Genomic DNA, 17,247 nt, shown 5'->3' with positions numbered 1-17,247 from the left:
AAAAATCTGAACTACAAAAAGAATTAATATTTATAGATGAAAAAGTCGAAAATAAAATCAGTGTTTATGAAGAAGAACGTCATGTTAATATTGCCATTTATCTTAATCCTTGTCACGGCAAAAGCACAGCAGAAGTTCCAACTAAAGGGTGAAATAGAAAATGCCGATGTACCCTATATCTACATAAGCTACAACGATGCACAAGGTACACGCCTGACGGATAGTGCTAGGATTGAGAAGAACAAATTCACTTTCCATGGCACGATTAGCGAACCGATCATGGCTAATTTGTATTTGTATAAAGGTCCGATGACTTCAGATAATGCTAATTTGACCAGTATTTATTTAGAGCCGAAGAACCTGACCGTAAAATTGGAAAAGGATAAATTTGGAGATGCTATTGTAAAAGGTTCAAAAACGCAGAATGATTGGACTAAACTGCATGCTGATAAAGCACCAATTAGATCGGAAATGGAGGCAGTTAGTAAAGAGTACAGTCGTCTATTTGACCAATACAAGGCTGCAGAAAAAGAGCTAAAAGCATTGGAAGAAAAAGTAAAAACTTTACAAGAGGCATCGTATGATTACCGAGAGAACTTCACTCCCTTTAATAATAGGATGAAACAGATCGATCTGGATTTTATTAAGAAAAATCCGGATTCTTTTATTAGCCCCTATCTATTGAGGTTTATGATTGCCGGCTCAAAACTAAACGAATTAGAAGAGTTGTATGGAGGCCTGTCGGATCAAGTTAAAAACAGCGGCTATGGAAAGGAAATAGCGAAAGAAATAAAAGAGATAAAAGGTGGATCGCCCGGGAGCAAAGCTTTTGAATTTAGCAGTACTGATATTAACGGCAACCCTTTAGCACTGACAGATTTTAGCGGAAAATATGTGCTGTTGGATTTTTGGGCAAGCTGGTGTGTGCCTTGTAGAAAAGGTAATCCTCACCTCATAAGCTTGTACAATAAATACAGTAGCAAAGGCTTTGAGATTATAGGCGTCTCCGATGACGATCGTAACCCTGATGCCTGGCATAAAGCGGTAGAGCAAGATCAGATCCATATCTGGAAACATGTCTTAAGGGGATTGAAACATGAAAACGGAAAGTTTGATCGTTCCAATTCAATTTCTGATCAGTTTGGAATCAGTACACTACCCACAAAAATTCTGGTTGATCCGAATGGTATCATTATCGGCAGATATGGCGGAGATGGCGAAGACGATATCGCCATGGACAAAAAGTTGAAAGAGATATTTGAATCACAAATACACAAAAAAGATGAACAACAAAATTAAAATGACAATAGCGCTGCTCGTAGTCGCTGGTAGTACCTTTGCCCAAAAAGCAACCGTAAATGCAAACATCACCGGTCTGGAAGATGGTGAGTTGGTATTCCATTATCGCTCGGGGGAAAAGTACAAGGCGGATACGGTACAGACTAAGAATGGACAGTTTACTTGGGAGGCAGAACTGCGGGAACCGCAGAAAGTAGCTGTCTGGTTTCCTAACTTCCGTGCAACATTCTTTGCTGAAAACCGTAATATTAACATAACAGGAACAGCAGATTCGCTGCATAAGTTGAACGTGACCGGTTCTTCGCTACAAGATGAGGCCTATGCCTATGAGCGATCTATCAAAGACCTTACTGACCAAGAAGCACCCATCTATCGACAATGGGGAAAGGTTTCACTGGAGGAACAACGAAAAAATGAAGAAAAGTTAGCGGAAATCCGTGAGGCAAAAGCAGAACGGGCAACCCAGTATATTGCGGCTTATCCTCAAAGTTATTTCAGCCTGGATATGGTTGATGATCGTGCAGGTATGGGATCTTATGAAAAGGTGAAACCCCTTTATGACCTATTAGACCCCGCTATGCAGCAAGCTGATAAAGGAAAGGCATTGGCAGAACGACTGTCTATATTAAAACGTAGCTCCATAGGAGAAACGGTATTAGATTTTACTCAAAACGATACGGACGGGAACCCGGTCCATTTTGCTGATTTTAAAGGAAAGTATGTATTAATTGATTTCTGGGCGAGCTGGTGCGGTCCTTGTCGTGCAGAAAATCCGAATTTGCTTAAAGATTATAATAAATTTAAGGATCAAAATTTTACAATCGTTGGGGTATCGTTGGATAATGATGGTGACCGCTGGAAAAAAGCTATCCAAGACGATGGGATGCCATGGACACAACTTTCTGATTTGAAAGGATGGGAAAACGAGGTATCCACCTATTATGGTATACGCGCCATTCCAAGTTCGCTATTGGTGGATCCAGCGGGCAAAATTATTGCCAAAGACCTCCGTGGAGCGATGCTGTCTAGAAAATTAGAAGAACTGTTTAATTAAAATAAAGCTATGGGCATACGCAATAAGCTTACGGTTTATAGCGTATGCTTGTAGCTATTTAAAATACAAACAACTAATATGATGATCAACAAACAATTAGTGAAGGGAGTCGGTTTAATGACGTTACTGGCCTTGGCAGTTGCTGCCTGTACACCGGAGAAAAAAAACGAGTATAACGTAACCGGCACGATAAGTGGTGTCGACAGTGGAATGGTTAAACTGATAAAATCAAACAGAGAAGATCGTACGTCTACGACTGTTGATAGTTTGGAATTTACAGATGGTTCCTTTGTATTGAGCGGGAAGTTGGATAATCCGGAAATGATGACTATTCTTATTACGCCCGGAAACTGGCGTTTTAACCTCTTTATGGAAAACAATGATATAAAGATCATAGCGGATACTACCGGAGCAGAATATTGGGATTATACAGGGTATGGAGGCGACAAAGGAGCTGGCATAAAGAACTACACTGTGCAAGGATCTAAGAGCCATGATCTCTATCGTTCTTTTGAAGAAAACCCAAAAAATGCAGCGTTTAAAGCGGCGTTTGCAGACCTGAATAAACGATTTGGAAAGGCGACGGAAGAGCAACAGACGGTTTTACGTAACGAGAGTGATTCCATTCGTACGCTATTTCGCGCGTGGGAAGAGAACGCCATTGATAGTTTTGTAAACATCAATCCTTCTTCTGTGGTGAGTGCGTATTTGTTTTGGAATCATTATCAATTTAATGAAGATATTTCCTTGGAAAAAATGGAGTCCATCATCGGTAGGTTCCGAGAAGAAGCATTGTCTTCACCGTACTACAAATTGCTAGATACTAATCTCAAACAACGTGTTGCACTGAAACCAGGAAACATCGCACCAGATTTTACGGCATTAAAACCGGACAGCACCGAGTTTACTCTTTCCTCTACTAGCGGAAAATATGTACTGCTGGATTTCTGGGCAAGTTGGTGCGTACCCTGTAGACAAGCTATACCCCACTGGAAAGAATTGTACAACAAGTATCAGGATAAGGGGTTAGAGATCGTGGGGATAACAAACGATAGCCGTTGGGGCGATTGGCGAAAAGCATTAGAACAAGAAAATATGCCGTGGATACAGGTGGCGGATGATTTTCCAGTGAAGAATATGCCTGCTCGTATTGCAACGCAATATATGATTCCTTTTTTACCGTCCTACACATTACTGGATCCCACAGGAAAGATATTACTACATAATGCTCCAAAAGAGGATATTACCAAAGAAATTGAAGCAAGATTGAATTAATGGGGTATAATCTATCCTAAGCAAAAAGAGAGATGTTTTCACACCTCTCTTTTTGCTCCCGAATTGGATAAAAATTATCGGTATTGGTTACCAATTAAATCATATTCACGCTTCGTTTGATAAAGGATGTCAAATCTGCTCCTTTTAACAGACCGCGGGACAATAATGCTAAATCGAAGGCTTGTTTCGCTAATTGCGTACCTTCTTCCTCTGAGCTGTCTAAAATTCGTTTTATCAACGGGTGGTTTCCATTGACCGTCACTTTATAGTTGTCGGGCAATGTGCCGTAGAAACCCATTCCTCCACCTGTTTTCGCCATATCTTTCATCCGGCGCATAAACTCATCTTCTGTAACGGAAACAGGGAGACCGTCGCTGTGTAGTGCATCAACTTCCACCTTCATCTCGGCTCTGGAAATCGCTTTTTCAAAGATTTCGGATGCTTTCTTAGATTCTTCTTCTGATAAGGATAGTGTCTGTGTTTCCTCTTTCTGAATCAATTTATCTGCCACATCGGCATCCACACGCTTCGCCTGAATTTTCTCGCCACCTTTTTGTTCCAAATAGCCCACGAAATGGTTGTCCAACTGGCCATCAAGCACCAATACATCGTAGCCTTTCTCTTTCACCGATCCGATAAAGCCATCCTGTTGTGATGGGTCATTGGTATATAAGTACACAATATTGCCATCTTTATCGACTTGAATATCTTTTACTTTTTCATAATATTCTTTTAATGTAAAGCTCTCTTTGTCCATATTAGACAACAGGCAGAAATCATTGGCTTTTTCCGCAAACTTTTCATCGCTCAGCATACCATATTTGATAAAGAGCGCTATATCGTTCCATTTTTGTTCAAAGTTTTTGCGATCAGCTTTGAATATTTCATTCAGCTTATCGGCAACTTTCTTCGTGATGTAATTATTAATCTTCTTTACGTTGCTATCTGCCTGTAGGAACGAGCGGGATACGTTCAATGGAATATCCGGCGAGTCAATGACTCCTTGCAGCAACATCAAGAATTCCGGTACGATGTCTTTCACCTCGTCCGTGATGAATACCTGGCGGGAATACAACTGAATTTTATTCCGTTGAATATCCATTTCGTTCTTTACTTTCGGGAAATATAGGATACCCGTTAAGTTAAACGGATAATCAACATTCAGGTGTATCCAGAACAACGGCTCATCCATCGAATATGGATAGAGTTCGCGATAGAAGGCTAAATAATCTTCATCTTTTAGCTCGGATGGTGCTTTCGTCCATGCTGGTGTCGTATTGTTGATGATATTATCAACTTCTACAGACTTATATTTTGGCTTACCTTCTTCATCTTCGCCATCGGGTTCTGATTCTGTTTTTGTTCCAAACCGTACAGGAATTGGTAAAAAACGGGCGTACTTATTCAAAATCTCACTCAAACGTCCCTCGTTTAAAAACTCTTGAGATTCTTCATTGATATGGAGAATCACATCTGTACCACGTTCGGTACGCGTTCCTTCACTTATTTCGTAGGAGGTGCTTCCATCACAAGTCCAATGTGCTGGAACGGCTCCATCTTGATGTGATAACGATTGAATTTCCACTTTATCTGCTACCATAAAAGCGGAATAGAAGCCTAGCCCGAAACGTCCGATAATCTCGTTTGCATCGTTTGCTTCCTTAAATTTCTCCATAAACTCTGTAGCACCTGAAAATGCGATCTGATTGATGTATTTTTTAATCTCCTCTGCCGTCATACCAAGACCACGGTCGGAAATGGTAATCGTTTTGGCGTTTTCGTCAAACTTCACATCGATGGTAAGATCACCTAGTTCACCTTGAAACTGCCCCAAAGAGGATAACCTCTTTATTTTTTGAGAAGCATCAACGGCGTTGGAGACCAGTTCACGTAAAAAGATCTCATTATCGGAATAAAGAAACTTTTTAATCACCGGAAAAATATTCTCGGTATGAATCGAAATACTACCTTTTTCTTGCATATATGTTTTCGTTTTTGTCTATAAAAAATCAACAACAATGCTATCAAGGAGTATTCCATTTGTCTTTTTTAGGACAGGATGACAGTTATCTAAAGAAAAAATGTAATTTAGACAGTCGAAAAATACCGCTACGATGAAACTTACATTTATTTCCTATATTTTGGTCATTGCATTTTCCTGTAATACTCCACCAGAATCTGAACAAATGAAATACGAAACTATAGGTATCGTAGAACGTCTGGATGCGGATTTAGATGCCATTATCGACAGCACGGCCGTAGCAGAAATCATTGCGGAGGGTTTTGAATGGAGCGAAGGGCCAGTATGGGTGGAAAGTGAGCAGATGCTATTGTTTTCGGATGTACCTACTAATACGATTTACAAATGGACAGCTGAAAAGGGAAACGAAGTTTATTTAAGACCTAGTGGCTATACTGGCGAGGACGTGGAAAAACTGAAAGAACCTGGTAGCAATGGCTTGCTGTTGGATAACGCGGGAAACTTGGTGTTGTGTCAGCACGGTAATCGTCAAATTGCCAGAATGGAGGCTCCATTACTACAGCCTAAGCCGGCTTTTCTCACCTTAACTGATCAATATAACGATAAACGCCTAAATAGTCCCAATGACGCTGTGTACAATAAGGCAGACGAGTTATTTTTTACGGATCCACCATATGGATTACCTACGCAGCGTGATGATGACCCTGAAAAAGAAATCCCTTTTAATGGTGTATACAAAGTAAAACAAAATGGGGAAACTATACTTTTGACCGATAAGATTAGCAAACCCAATGGTATCGCACTCTTCCCGGATGGACAAAGGCTATTGATTGGTAATTCGGACCCTAAGGCTGCTGATTGGTATGTACTCGATTTAGCCGATACTGCCGCAACCCCGAAATTATTTTACAGTGCTACGAACGCGCGTAATGGGCTGCCAGGATTACCAGATGGTTTGAAGATTGACAGCAATGGAATCGTGTATGCAAGTGGTCCAGGCGGAATATGGATTTTCAATTCGGATGGTAAAGTACTCGGTAAAGTAAAATTAGATAACGCCGCTTCCAACGTAGCACTTTCTACCGATGAGAAAACACTGTATATCACCAATAGTGGGAAGGTGCTAAGAGTCAGACTGAAATAACACCTTTCCCTAAAAAGGGCTCATTTACTGCCTTTAAACCGTTAATATACCTCGAAAACCGCGGGCAGCGTAATAGGATTCTGCCCCGTTATGGTAAATAAATACCTGACCATAACGCCAATCCCCGAAAATGGCACCGCCTTTTTCTCGAATGGTAGATGGCGTTAATACCCAACTGGAAGTTTTGGTATCAAACTTTCCAAGCGTTTGTAGTGTACGATATTGTTCTTCTGTTAAAAGATCGATACCCATCTCCGCAGCCATCCCAACAGCGCTATGTTTGGGTTTATGTTCTTTCCTGGATTCCAAAGCTTCTGGATCATAGCAAACACTTCTACGTCCTTTAGGACTCTCGGCAACACAATCACAAAAAACATAGTTATCTTTTTCTTTATCGTAGCCTATTACATCAGGTTCTCCTCCTGTCTCCTCCATTACATGGAGCGACCAAAGCTTTTTAGGACTTGCATCGAGCTTCTCCTGTATTTTTGTCCAATCCAAATCGGGATGACGATTCTTATTTTTTTCGAAGCGAGTTTTTAGGATATCGAGAAGTTCATCTATTCGTTCCTGTGGCAGTTTTGTTTTGTTGTCCATGGTATAGCACTGTTTGATTGAAGAAAACGAAGATACAATAAATCTATTTTATGCAAAAAAGAAAAAGCCGGTCTTCCAATAAAAAGCCGGCTTTTTCTTTTTTCTTTAAAGTCTTACTTAGAGCTGTTTGGTCAACTTTTCTACCAAAACGGACTTTGGCACAGCGCCAATCTGTTTATCGACGATTTCACCGTTTTTGAAAAATAACAAAGCAGGAATATTGCGAATGCCATATTTAACGGAAATGTCGGGGTTATTATCCACATTTACTTTTCCCACCACGGCTTTTCCTTCATACTCTGTCGCGATTTCATCTACTACAGGCCCAACCATACGGCAAGGACCACACCATTCTGCCCAAAAATCAATTAAAACTGGTTTATCCGATTTAAGAACAAGCTCATCAAAATTGCTATCTGTAATTTCTAATGCCATAATATTTAATTTTTCGATTTCTCTAACGTAATAAAACAAAGATAGAAATTTGACTATAGATAATCGTCATTCGTTCTTCACAAATTTTTATAGCCTATCAATTTAATCTATAGTGCACCCCTTCGAATTTTTCCAAACCATCTAAAAAGTCGTTTGTAAGATTTATCTTCAACGATTTGGCGGGCATCTCAATGACCAACTCATCCTGTATATCCAGAATTTTAAATTTCAACTGACAATTGCATTCGGTTCCTTCTACTTTTGTTGATTCAACTAAGGTATACATTTGATGTACAAATTGGTCATTCAACAGGTGAAGCGGGCATTGTATTGTAAACGACTTTGCCATTTTATCTCGTAAGTCGGAAAGTAGCTGTATATTTTTTAACTCAAACCCCCAATTACCTGCCTGTCTAAACCGTTCTTGTACCAATCCTCTGATTTGTACAAAAAACCCTTCCTGTAGATATCCTCGGAATTTGACGTAATCTTCGCCAAACACCATAATTTCAAAGGAGTCACTGTAATCCTCAATCATAAACGAACCGAACGGTTTACCGGATTTCGCTACTCTATGATTAGCCGCGGCGATAATACCGCCAATAATCACTTCCTTATTTTTAATCCGGTTAAATTCCAACAATATTTCTTCCTCCACTTCACTTGCTTTGACCTTATTTATCAATTGGAGGTCTATTACCTTGTGCTGGCAGAAGTGCTTTATTTCAAACTTATAGTTATCCAACGGATGGCTGGTCAAATAGATTCCGATGACGTCTTTTTCGTATTTTAGTTTCTCGATAAGCCCCCAAGCTGGACAGGGTGCCAATACAGGTTCCGGTAATTCCGTTGCTGCTGATCCACCAAACAGACTTGCTTGCGCCGAGTTTTCATTCTCTTTCACGCGGTGGCCATATTTAATCGCTTTTTCCAATCCAGTGGAATTGTCGCCATCCACATGGAAATACTGTGCCCTATGGGTATTGTTAAAGCTATCAAAACCACCGGCATAAGCCAAGCTCTCAAATGCTTTTTTATTTGCGGCACGCAGATCTACCCGTTTGGCGAGATCGAATACGGATTTGTATTTACCATCTTTTTCACGTGTTTGGACAATGGTGTCTACCGCGCCGGCGCCTACACCTTTCACGGCCCCCATCCCGAAACGAATAGCTCCCTGGTCGTTCACCGTAAATTTGTAATACGACTCGTTCACATCTGGTCCAAGCACTTGAAGGCCCATTCGTCGACATTCTTCCATAAAGAATGTCACGGTCTTGATATCGTTCATGTTATTGGACAACACCGCTGCCATATATTCAGCAGGATAGTGTGCTTTAAGATAAGCCGTTTGATAGGCTACCCAAGCGTAACAGGTAGAATGTGATTTATTGAAGGCATAAGATGCAAAGGCTTCCCAGTCTGTCCATATTTTTTCCAGTGTTTTTGCGTTGTGCCCGTTAGCAGCCGCCTGCGCAACAAATTTTGGCTTCATCTTGTCCAATACGGCTTTCTGCTTCTTACCCATCGCCTTCCGCAGAACATCGGCGTCACCCTTGGAGAACCCCGCCAGCTTTTGTGACAAAAGCATCACCTGCTCTTGATAAACCGTGATACCATACGTTTCCTTTAGGTACTCTTCACACGCTTCCAAATCGTAGGTAATAGGTTCTATTCCGTGTTTTCGCTTAACGAAAGACGGAATATATTCCATCGGCCCCGGACGGTATAACGCGTTCATAGCGATTAAGTCGGCAAATACCGTAGGCTTCAATTCTTTCATATACTTCTGCATTCCAGGAGATTCATATTGGAACACACCAACTGTCTCCCCACGTTGGAACAGCTCATACGTCAACAAGTCATCAATCGGAAATCTATCGGGATCAAGTTCAACCCCATGGCGTAATTTCACGTTGGCAACGGTATCTTTAATCAAGGTAAGCGTCTTCAGCCCCAAGAAGTCCATCTTCAATAGACCGGCACTTTCTACCACGGAGTTGTCAAACTGGGTGACATACAAGTCGGAGTCTTTTGCCAACGATACCGGAACAAACTTGGTAATATCGTCGGGTGTGATGATCACGCCACAGGCATGAATTCCTGTATTCCGCATCGAACCTTCCAAAACACGGGCCTGCTTGATGGTTTCTGCTTCCAATCCTGCGCCATCAGCCAATGATTTTAAACGGTTGACCGCTTCCAGTTCTTCGGATCGCAATACCTCTTTCATTGCTTTTTCATCCATCGAGAAAATCTTACTCAACTTGAGGTTGGGAATAAGTTTTGCAATCTCGTTGGCGTCTTGCAAAGGTAAATCAAGCACCCGTGCCGTATCCCGGATAGACGATTTCGCCGCCATCGTACCGTATGTGATGATTTGGGCAACCTGGGAAGCACCGTATTTATCAATAACGTATTGCATGACTCGGCTTCGCCCCTCGTCGTCAAAGTCGATATCAATATCGGGCATGGAAACACGGTCCGGGTTCAAGAAGCGCTCAAAAAGCAAATCGTATTCAATGGGATCTAAATTGGTGATTTTCAAACAATAGGCAACAGCGGAACCCGCTGCTGAACCACGTCCCGGTCCTACGGACACACCCATTTTGCGGGCGGCATCAATAAAATCATGTACAATAAGGAAATAGCCTGGATACCCTGTTCTTTCGATCGTTTCTAACTCGAAATCCAAACGCTCCCGAATACTATCGGTTATTTCTCCATAACGCTCTTTTGCACCTTCGTACGTTAAATGGCGTAAGTATGCATTCTCACCACGTTTACCGCCATCTAAGTCGTCCTCAGCGTGCTGAAACTTCTCCGGAATGATAAATTTGGGTAAAAGGACGTCTCTGTTTAAAGAATAAATCTCAATCTTATCTAAAATCTCCTGTATATTGATAATGGCATCTGGAACATCAGCAAAAACTTGCTTCATCTCCGCAGCCGACTTAAAATAGTACTCCTGATTGGGCAACCCGAAGCGAAAGCCGCGGCCCCTCCCCTTCGGTGTAGATAATTTTTCGCCATCTTTTACACACAGTAAAATATCATGGGCATGCGCATTGTCTTTACTAACGTAATAGGTATTATTCGTCGCAATCAGCTTGACATCATGTTTTCGGGCCAGTTGAATAAGCGTCTGGTTTACCCGATCTTCATCTTCCTGTCCATGTCGCATGAGTTCGATATAGAAATCTTCACCGAACTGTTGTTTCCACCATACCAAAGCCTCCTCTGCCTGCGTTTCACCGATATTCAGTACTTTGCTTGGTATCTCGCCATACAAGTTACCCGAAAGAACCATCACGTCTTCTTTATACTGTTCAATCACCGATCGGTCTATACGAGGAACATAATAGAATCCTTCTGTATAGGCAATCGATGCCATTTTTGCTAAGTTATGATAGCCTTTTAAATTCTTTGCTAATACGACAATTTGATAACCGTTGTCTTTCCTTGATTTATCCGTTCGATCTTCGCATACATAAAATTCGCAACCTACGATAGGTTTAATCGTTCGCCCCACCGGTGGTGCTCCCCGTTCTAATGCTTCTGCATTTTTTGTCTCGATTTCCTTATTATATCCAAGTACCGTATTAACAAAATGAAAGGCACCCATCATATTACCGTTGTCGGTAAGGGCCACAGCTGGCATATTCGTCTTCGCGGCAGCGTTTACCAATGCGGGGATAGAAATGGTTGACTGCAATACGGAAAACTGCGAATGGTTATGCAGATGGGCAAACTCCGCATCGTCTAATGCTTTCTTAAGCTCCTCGTCTATAACGGTTGTAGGTTCATCTGTCTTTTGCGTGGCACGAATAGCATCTGATGCAGCTTTTAGGTTGATATGCTTTAAGCCTACCGAGGCAATGGTATCCGGATGGTGCTGCTTAAATTCAACAAAATATCCTGTATCTACTTGTAGCTCTTCCGGTGTAAATACTTCCCGTCTAACGAGCTCGAAAAAACAACGCGTTGTTGCTTCCACATCGGCCGTCGCATTGTGAGCTTCGGCAAATGGCATACCAAACAAGTAATTATGAAGTTCCGTAAGGTTGGGCAGTTTATAACGTCCGCCACGGCCTCCGGGAAGTTTTAGCAATTCTGCTGTAACCTCCGTACATGTGTCCAATACAGGCATACCCGCTAAAGGAGAGTTGACTTCATACCGGTAGAGCTCGCTCCCCATAATATTGATATCAAATCCTATATTCTGTCCGACAACAAACTTTGCCTTTGCTAAAGCGGCATTAAATTTATCCAGCACATCCACTAACGGAACACCCTCTGTTTCGGCTAACTCGGTAGAGATACCATGAATTTTTTCAGAATCGTAAGGAATATTAAAACCATCCGGTTTAATCAAATAGTCCTGATGCTCAATAAGATTACCCATTTCATCATGCAGCTGCCATGCTATTTGTATACAGCGCGGCCAGTTATCAGTATCTGTGATGGGGGCATCCCAACGCTTCGGTAAACCTGTAGTCTCGGTATCAAAAATTATATACATCAAATTCCCTTTCTCTTCTCAACAAAATTAAAAAATAAAGATAGGGAATGTAAAAAAACATTTTGCTTATTTTGTATAGGAATATAATTTAACAAAGATAAATCATGATGAAATTTTTGAAAATTGTGCTTCTTATCGGTGTTCTGGTCGTTATCGGCTGGTTCTTGCTTGTGCGATACGGAAATAGGCCTACGTCGGAAAGCAAACATCAATTACTGATCGAACGCATTGAAGCAATGGGCAAGCTGGAATTGGTGAAATATCGGTTCAGCGATGTACTGGAACATAAGAACGTAAGCGCCTACTTACCAGATGCAAGCGTTTTACTCATCGTCAAGGCAGACGCCGTGGGTTGTGTGGATCTGACCAAACTTTCTCCACAAGATATAGACGTGATAGACGATTCGGTTTCCATACGGCTGCCATCCCCCGAAATCTGTTATGTAAAAATAGATCACGAAGCTTCAAAAGTATATGATACAAAAATGGCTTTCTTCCGGGAAGCAACTTTAGTGGATGAGGCTTTTAAAAGTGCCGAGAAAGCAATCTATAAGGAGGTACGAAATTCAGACATGCTTAGTCAAACAAAAGAAAACGCAATACATGTGTTTAGACCATTGTTAGAAGGATTGGGCTTTTCCAAGGTAAGCGTGTCTTTTGAATAAACTGCGATACATAAGACGTCTTTAAGTGTTAAAAAATGTTAAAGGATCAATAGTAGATAATAGTTTGTATCCTTCCGCGTTATAAGAGTATAATTTCATAATTTAGGTTAATAATTGGTTTGGTAAAATCCTGAGGCTCCCCGCTTCAGGATTTTTTCATTCCCCTTAGTTAGCCTCATCAGCTAGCTGGGAACTAATAAAGCTAAGAAGAAAATCTGATCATCGACGGAAGAATAATATAAAAAAGAAGACCTCTATCCGGGCGGATAAAGGTCTTACTAACCAATTATAACTTGCCGCCATGCTCTAGCGGACTGAATTATGAAATGCTAAGATAATAACAAAATCCAATGATTCAAAATAATTCCGCATCTATTTTTCATCCGAATAAATTATCTATACGTGTTTAATCTCAATTGTATAGATGAGCTCGTTCCACTCAGTTGTTCTTTAAAGGTGATGAAGCTATCAGGTTTATTCATCCCCTTGTGTAGGTTTGAATAAACCATGATGGTTACCTTATACGAATCTATTTTGAAAAACATTCTCTGGCGTTTTTTGTCTAACCACCAGAAACAGTTCCTCATCCAACTGTAGGTAACCAAATTCATAGACAAAAAAATAGATTTGCCCTTTGGCATTACTAAGTTGATTCGTGAAGAAATCAAAATCAAATCCTTTAGACAATAGTTTTTCGCGAGATACTTTCTGCATTTTTTCATTGCCTAGTACCTTACCGAGCACTTGTCGGTTACGTTTCAGTATATCGTTGATTTTTCGCATAAAACTATTGGGAAGACTATTCCGTTTATTGTTGTATGCATTCCGACAGCCATCATCGCAAAAGCGTTTATCCGACCGCCCAATAACAGGTTCGCCACAAGCCAAACACATACGTTTCTCCATATTTCACATAATTCTTTTTATTGTACAAACGTTTGTAAACGCTTATAAACGTTTATAAACGCTTATAATTGGTTAACTACCGGCTAGTCGAAACCAGCTTTCGCAACTTTGAAATGTCAAAAGCGAATGCCATTGACACTATAAATGTAAAATATTGAAAGTGGATTTACAACTAAAATTTAAATATTATGAGCACATTAATCAATGTAGTACAACTTATCGGGCGCTTAGGAGCCGATGCAGAAGTAAAAACAACAACAAACGGTACCAAAGTTTCCAATGTACGTTTCGCGACCAACGAATATTCCAGAAACAGCCAAGGCGAGTGGGTGGAAATTACGTATTGGCATAGTTTGGTATTCTGGGGGAAACTGGCAGAGCGCCTGGAAAATAAATGTAAAAAAGGAACCCGCCTGTTGATACAAGGTTCTTTGGTTTATCGCGATTACACTGATATCAATAACATCAAAAGAGAGGTTACAGATATACGGGTGCAACAATTTGTTGTATTAGACGGACAAGTCGCAAACGCATCCTTATTGGAAGTTCAGGCCGATGTTGAGGACAACGATACCGATCTTCCGTAATAAATAATAGCGGGGAGCTCTCCATCAAAAAACTCCCCGCTTATTCTTTATAACTTTTCTATTTTTATCGGATAACCCTCAATCAAAGAAATCCCACCCCGCAGCTTCTGCCACTTTTTTAGGAATATCGGTATTCTCCATCTTATGCGTAAATCTCTCCGCTCCTGCTCCGATAGCAAAAACAGGGATATAAGCCGCAGAATGACCTCCTGATGCCCAACTTACAGTACCTTTTTTATTCAATATTTTGATAGCCTCACTTGCCAATTTATCATCATTTGCATATAAACTTTTTGAAGTTTCTGTCTCATGTTGTACAAAACTCCGCTCATAAATCGCAACGAGTGCTTTTTCCTCTTTTTCATCCACTGCCACATCAGCAAATAGTCCAACATTTTCCGTTAAGATACCTTTTACTTCTTCCCAACTCACTTCTTTTTTCGAAGCTCTTAAATCAGATAATAACTTAGATAATGTGCCTTGCGATACCCGTTGGTTTTCCAACAATTTTGTGTTCAGGCGGCTTCCCCCATTACCCACAGCGATACCTCCAGTTTCATGGTCAGCCGTAACGATAATCAGCGTCTCCTCCGGATGCTTTTCGTAGAACGCATAAGCCCGCTTCACAGCTTCATTGAAATCTAATACTTCGCGAATCGTCGTCGTCGCATCGTTCGCATGCGATGACCAGTCAATTTTTCCACCTTCGACCATTAAAAAGAATCCGCTATTGTTGTTTTTGGTCAACGATTCGATTGCCGCATCAGTTATCTGTGCTAAGTTTAAATCCGTCTCTTGCTGATCTATCGCATATTTCAAGGAAGACTTATCACTACCTTTTACATTCATTAATATTATTTTATCAGCAGATTGTTTTGCTGTATTATAGTCATCTAAGCCATAGGTTAAGGTATATCCAGCTTTCTCAAACTGCGGAAACAACGAGGGCGATTCTTTTTTTTCCGAATTCTTGTCTGGGCTCAAGAAACCTGATCCTGCAAAAAAATCAAAATTTGACTTTATCAGATCTTGCCCTATTTCATAATACCGACTGCGGTTAGGTTGATGGGCATAGAACGACGCGGGCGTAGCATGGTCTATACTTACGGATGTAGTGATTCCCACCTTTAAACCCGCCTCTTTCGCTAGGTAGGCTATACTCTTGTATGTTGTGGTCGCTGCACTATCCATCCCTAAGACGCCGTTTTTTGTTTTCTTACCCACTGCCAATGCTGTTCCTCCCGCCGCAGAATCGGTCACACCGTGCGATAAAGAATAAGAGGTAGCAAATGTAGCATAGGGAAAAGTAGAGAATACCAAGGGGAATACCGTGTTGCGATCTTCCTGTGCGGCCAGAAAAACCTCCGTAAGATTAATCTGATTCAATCCCATTCCGTCACCAATCATAAAAAAAACGTATTTGGGTTTCTGTTGTGCGAACGCGCCGCATACAACAAATAAAAGGAGGTAAAGAATTAAAAAATTTTTCTTCATTTTCTTGGATATGTTTATGTTGATAAAGATAAAATACAAGTATTAAATCTGTGTTAAGTTAAGTAGATGATGAAGTTAAAATAAATAATCAAAAAAGACCAAATCTTATCCAACAAGTTACATAGATTTAAGGAAAACATTAATTTTGCTGATATGACAGTACAACAGAAAGAAATGATCGTTCAGGATTTTGAAAAATATATGCGGTATACATTACAGCACAATATACCTTTCACATTGGAAAGTTTTGCTGCATTTGCGATTTCCCTGGTCAATTTTTATCGTGGTAGCAATTTAATTTCTCCGACCGAAAGAAGGGAAACTGCTTTGATACTCAGCCGTTCTTTTAATGCGGGTATTGGAAACCGTATCACCCAAGAGGATCTCGACCAAATTACTGATTTGATAATTTCAGATACCACGATTGATTATTCAGTTTTAAATCCTATATTTTCTTAATGAAAAAGTTTTAATGGCAGGGAAGTGTTAGGATAAATTCATCTTATATACAACATATTTAATTTGCATATGAAAATGAATTTATCTAAGTTTGAATGATTTTTCAAAAAGGGGGATTAGCTCAGCTGGCTAGAGCGTTTGGCTGGCAGCCAAAAGGTCATCGGTTCGACTCCGATATTCTCCACTTATCAAAAAAGAGGTAGGATCTGCAATCCTACCTCTTTTTTACTCTTGTATCGTCCATACCAATTTATCGGTAGCATATCCGGAACGCTTAGCGTAAGCAAGATACTTCTGCTTGATATCATCAGGCATTGTCTTATCGCGGGAGAGCATCCACATATAGTCGAGATTCTCACCAAACACTAAAGCATAACGATAATCTTCATCAACCATCACGACATTATACCCCGAATAGAACGGACCGAAAAAGGACACTTTTAATGCTCCCTCCTCTTCGCTTCTAACAAACTTCGCTTTTCCAATGCTTTGCTTATACTTATCCTTCACCATATCATATCCTTGATTGTTGACCTGGATACTGTTATCGTCGTTTAAAGCGTAGGATGCCAGCACATTTTTCAGGTTCTTTTCCCAATAAAAATCCATGCGTGCGATCTCGAACCACTCTCCTAAATATTTATCCGTTTGAAATCCCTGCACTACGGCGACATTAGATTTAACGGGCTTCAACAAATTATATAATGTTGTGCCTGCAGCGACAGCTGCTAGCAACAATAATGATTTTTTTCTATCCATATACACTAAACCCCAAAAGCCCTGTAAAAGTTTGGCTATTAATTAATAGTTTTGAAAAACTTTCAAGAAC

Annotated in this window: 14 protein-coding genes and 1 tRNA gene; 8 read left to right on the top strand and 7 right to left on the bottom strand. The window is 40.6% G+C overall.

The genetic code is table 11. From position 1 onward, the window contains the following. Nucleotides 1–66: 66 nt before the first annotated feature. The 3 genes from FXV77_RS17305 (at nucleotide 67) to FXV77_RS17295 (ending at nucleotide 3,628) form a co-directional block, all read left to right on the top strand. Entirely contained in the window at nucleotides 67–1,299 is a 1,233-nt protein-coding gene (locus tag FXV77_RS17305; protein ID WP_187444170.1) for a TlpA disulfide reductase family protein, read from the top strand. Continuing rightward, nucleotides 1,283–2,353 carry a TlpA disulfide reductase family protein gene (locus FXV77_RS17300; protein WP_148920499.1) on the top strand — a complete coding sequence of 357 codons (1,071 nt, stop codon included), beginning with the start codon at nucleotides 1,283–1,285 and terminating at the stop codon, nucleotides 2,351–2,353. Before FXV77_RS17305 ends, FXV77_RS17300 begins: the two co-directional genes overlap by 17 nt. 78 nt (nucleotides 2,354–2,431) lie before the next feature. After that, nucleotides 2,432–3,628 (top strand): TlpA disulfide reductase family protein, encoded by a 1,197-nt coding sequence (locus FXV77_RS17295; protein ID WP_148920498.1) that lies wholly within the window; start codon nucleotides 2,432–2,434, stop codon nucleotides 3,626–3,628. A gap of 94 nt (nucleotides 3,629–3,722) precedes the next feature. On the opposite strand, the gene htpG is transcribed toward FXV77_RS17295, so the two are convergent. Beyond that, nucleotides 3,723–5,609, bottom strand: coding sequence for a molecular chaperone HtpG (htpG, locus tag FXV77_RS17290; protein WP_148920497.1), 1,887 nt, complete (start codon nucleotides 5,607–5,609; stop codon nucleotides 3,723–3,725). A gap of 133 nt (nucleotides 5,610–5,742) precedes the next feature. On the opposite strand from htpG, the gene FXV77_RS17285 reads away from it, so the two are divergent. Further along, the gene (locus tag FXV77_RS17285; protein ID WP_148920496.1) at nucleotides 5,743–6,753 is read left to right on the top strand and encodes an SMP-30/gluconolactonase/LRE family protein; all 1,011 of its coding nucleotides are present in this window, start codon (nucleotides 5,743–5,745) and stop codon (nucleotides 6,751–6,753) included. A 33-nt stretch (nucleotides 6,754–6,786) separates the two neighbouring features. Here FXV77_RS17285 and FXV77_RS17280 read toward each other — a convergent pair whose 3' ends face one another. The 3 genes from FXV77_RS17280 to dnaE all read right to left on the bottom strand — a co-directional run bounded on the left by FXV77_RS17280 (nucleotide 6,787) and on the right by dnaE (nucleotide 12,307). Beyond that, on the bottom strand, nucleotides 6,787–7,350 hold the full coding sequence (locus tag FXV77_RS17280; RefSeq protein WP_148920495.1) for a DUF4256 domain-containing protein: 564 nt from the start codon (nucleotides 7,348–7,350) through the stop codon (nucleotides 6,787–6,789). 117 nt (nucleotides 7,351–7,467) lie between these two features. Then, on the bottom strand, nucleotides 7,468–7,785 hold the full coding sequence (gene trxA / locus FXV77_RS17275) for a thioredoxin (RefSeq protein WP_148920494.1): 318 nt from the start codon (nucleotides 7,783–7,785) through the stop codon (nucleotides 7,468–7,470). A gap of 97 nt (nucleotides 7,786–7,882) precedes the next feature. Next, entirely contained in the window at nucleotides 7,883–12,307 is a 4,425-nt protein-coding gene (gene dnaE, locus FXV77_RS17270) for a DNA polymerase III subunit alpha (RefSeq protein ID WP_148920493.1), read from the bottom strand. 104 nt (nucleotides 12,308–12,411) lie between these two features. Here dnaE and FXV77_RS17265 point away from each other — a divergent pair, with 104 nt between their 5' ends. After that, complete coding sequence (locus tag FXV77_RS17265) at nucleotides 12,412–12,972, top strand: DUF4230 domain-containing protein (RefSeq protein WP_148920492.1); 561 nt, start codon at nucleotides 12,412–12,414, stop codon at nucleotides 12,970–12,972. Between the two features lie 519 nt (nucleotides 12,973–13,491). Here the strand turns inward: FXV77_RS17265 and FXV77_RS17260 are convergent. Beyond that, a complete protein-coding gene (locus FXV77_RS17260) occupies nucleotides 13,492–13,878 on the bottom strand; it encodes a DUF2116 family Zn-ribbon domain-containing protein (protein WP_148920491.1) in 387 nt (128 codons plus the stop codon). Nucleotides 13,879–14,066: 188 nt separating this feature from the next. Here FXV77_RS17260 and FXV77_RS17255 point away from each other — a divergent pair, with 188 nt between their 5' ends. Beyond that, on the top strand, nucleotides 14,067–14,465 hold the full coding sequence (locus tag FXV77_RS17255; protein ID WP_148920490.1) for a single-stranded DNA-binding protein: 399 nt from the start codon (nucleotides 14,067–14,069) through the stop codon (nucleotides 14,463–14,465). A gap of 78 nt (nucleotides 14,466–14,543) precedes the next feature. Here FXV77_RS17255 and FXV77_RS17250 read toward each other — a convergent pair whose 3' ends face one another. Then, nucleotides 14,544–15,959, bottom strand: a complete 1,416-nt coding sequence (locus FXV77_RS17250) for an alkaline phosphatase (RefSeq protein WP_148920489.1) — start codon at nucleotides 15,957–15,959, stop codon at nucleotides 14,544–14,546. Between the two features lie 153 nt (nucleotides 15,960–16,112). Here FXV77_RS17250 and FXV77_RS17245 point away from each other — a divergent pair, with 153 nt between their 5' ends. Together FXV77_RS17245 and FXV77_RS17240 are read left to right on the top strand one after the other, a co-directional pair. Beyond that, on the top strand, nucleotides 16,113–16,418 hold the full coding sequence (locus tag FXV77_RS17245) for a hypothetical protein (RefSeq protein WP_148920488.1): 306 nt from the start codon (nucleotides 16,113–16,115) through the stop codon (nucleotides 16,416–16,418). Nucleotides 16,419–16,528: 110 nt separating this feature from the next. Next, a tRNA-Ala gene (locus FXV77_RS17240) sits at nucleotides 16,529–16,602 on the top strand. Between the two features lie 41 nt (nucleotides 16,603–16,643). Here the strand turns inward: FXV77_RS17240 and FXV77_RS17235 are convergent. Further along, the gene (locus tag FXV77_RS17235) at nucleotides 16,644–17,177 is read right to left on the bottom strand and encodes a lipocalin family protein (RefSeq protein WP_148920487.1); all 534 of its coding nucleotides are present in this window, start codon (nucleotides 17,175–17,177) and stop codon (nucleotides 16,644–16,646) included. Between the last annotated feature and the right edge of the window lie 70 nt (nucleotides 17,178–17,247).

This window comes from Sphingobacterium phlebotomi, assembly GCF_008180195.1.
GTDB classification, from domain to species: Bacteria; Bacteroidota; Bacteroidia; order Sphingobacteriales; family Sphingobacteriaceae; genus Sphingobacterium; species Sphingobacterium phlebotomi.
Note: the sequence above shows the minus strand (reverse complement) of the source record. Positions and strands in the feature narration are given on the sequence as shown.

Bases quoted from the DNA above. Each gene is read 5' to 3' on its own strand.
- FXV77_RS17255 (WP_148920490.1), top strand. From the start codon at position 14,067: ATGAGCACATTAATCAATGTAGTACAACTTATCGGGCGCTTAGGAGCC.
- trxA (WP_148920494.1), bottom strand. From the start codon at position 7,785: ATGGCATTAGAAATTACAGATAGCAATTTTGATGAGCTTGTTCTTAAA.
- FXV77_RS17285 (WP_148920496.1), top strand. From the start codon at position 5,743: ATGAAACTTACATTTATTTCCTATATTTTGGTCATTGCATTTTCCTGT.
- htpG (WP_148920497.1), bottom strand. From the start codon at position 5,609: ATGCAAGAAAAAGGTAGTATTTCGATTCATACCGAGAATATTTTTCCG.
- FXV77_RS17250 (WP_148920489.1), bottom strand. From the start codon at position 15,959: ATGAAGAAAAATTTTTTAATTCTTTACCTCCTTTTATTTGTTGTATGC.
- FXV77_RS17265 (WP_148920492.1), top strand. From the start codon at position 12,412: ATGATGAAATTTTTGAAAATTGTGCTTCTTATCGGTGTTCTGGTCGTT.
- FXV77_RS17245 (WP_148920488.1), top strand. From the start codon at position 16,113: ATGACAGTACAACAGAAAGAAATGATCGTTCAGGATTTTGAAAAATAT.
- FXV77_RS17300 (WP_148920499.1), top strand. From the start codon at position 1,283: ATGAACAACAAAATTAAAATGACAATAGCGCTGCTCGTAGTCGCTGGT.
- dnaE (WP_148920493.1), bottom strand. From the start codon at position 12,307: ATGTATATAATTTTTGATACCGAGACTACAGGTTTACCGAAGCGTTGG.
- FXV77_RS17280 (WP_148920495.1), bottom strand. From the start codon at position 7,350: ATGGACAACAAAACAAAACTGCCACAGGAACGAATAGATGAACTTCTC.
- FXV77_RS17295 (WP_148920498.1), top strand. From the start codon at position 2,432: ATGATGATCAACAAACAATTAGTGAAGGGAGTCGGTTTAATGACGTTA.
- FXV77_RS17305 (WP_187444170.1), top strand. From the start codon at position 67: ATGAAGAAGAACGTCATGTTAATATTGCCATTTATCTTAATCCTTGTC.
- FXV77_RS17260 (WP_148920491.1), bottom strand. From the start codon at position 13,878: ATGGAGAAACGTATGTGTTTGGCTTGTGGCGAACCTGTTATTGGGCGG.
- FXV77_RS17235 (WP_148920487.1), bottom strand. From the start codon at position 17,177: ATGGATAGAAAAAAATCATTATTGTTGCTAGCAGCTGTCGCTGCAGGC.